The 833-nt window shown below is 42.4% G+C and carries 2 protein-coding genes; both read right to left on the bottom strand.

The annotated features are described in order from the left end of the window. A partial coding sequence (locus R7Z50_RS26200; protein ID WP_318149571.1) for a TVP38/TMEM64 family protein occupies positions 1-475 on the bottom strand: 475 nt, incomplete at its 3' end. 211 nt (positions 476-686) lie between these two features. Next, a partial coding sequence (locus R7Z50_RS26195) for a TfoX/Sxy family DNA transformation protein (RefSeq protein WP_318149572.1) occupies positions 687-833 on the bottom strand: 147 nt, incomplete at its 5' end.

Raw genomic sequence — 833 nt, 5'->3', positions numbered from 1 at the left:
TGCTCATAGGTGTTAATCCCATCAGTAGGTTGATGAGGAAAAATGGGAACACTGGAATTAAGCGCAAAGAAAACAGATAAAACGCGCCATCCTTTTTTACTCCTTGGTTAATCGCAACAAGCTTTTCCCCAAATCTCGATTGAACCCAATCCCTAAGCAAATATCGGCTACTCAAGAAAGCTAAGGTCGCACCGATCGTACTGGCAAAAGAAACCAAAAGTAAGCTAAACCAAAACCCAAACAAAGCTGCGCCTAGCAAAGTAACCACTGCTGCTCCGGGAATAGAAAATGCGGTAATCGCAACATACGCTAAAAAATACACCGTGGCGGCATAGACGATGTTGGCTTCGATGAATGAATTGAGCGCTTCTTGTTGCGCTTTTGCGTTTTCAAGCGTTAGATATTGACCAAAATTAGCGCCTAACAAAAGAATGGTGGCAACAAGTATCAGTCCAAAGATAAGTTTTTTATTCATGTGTGCTCCGTTTCTATATCTAGGCTACCGCTTAAAGTATTCATACTGAATATTGTTTTAACAATCTCGTTATCGAAACTAAGTCGTGGCGCTGAAGATACGGGTGTTTTGGGATTTACAAAGGAGTAGACACGAGGGGAGCGAAAAAAATTTCATAAAAAAACCGCAGTTCACACTGCGGTTTTAGTCGATAGATTAGAGCAGACTTCTGTTACGAAAGGCCATTCATTAATTCTTCACGACGAGACTGGGGAACTACACTCCAGTGTGTGCCGTTAATAGCACCTTCTAAGGCCCAAAGTAGCTCAAGGCTAACTGTGGTGGAGTGCGTGTCTCTGATCGCTTTATAAGCACTTAG

The organism is Vibrio sp. 1249-1 (assembly GCF_033340495.1).
The sequence above is the reverse complement of the archived record's forward strand: the minus strand, read 5'-3'. Positions and strand labels throughout refer to the sequence as shown.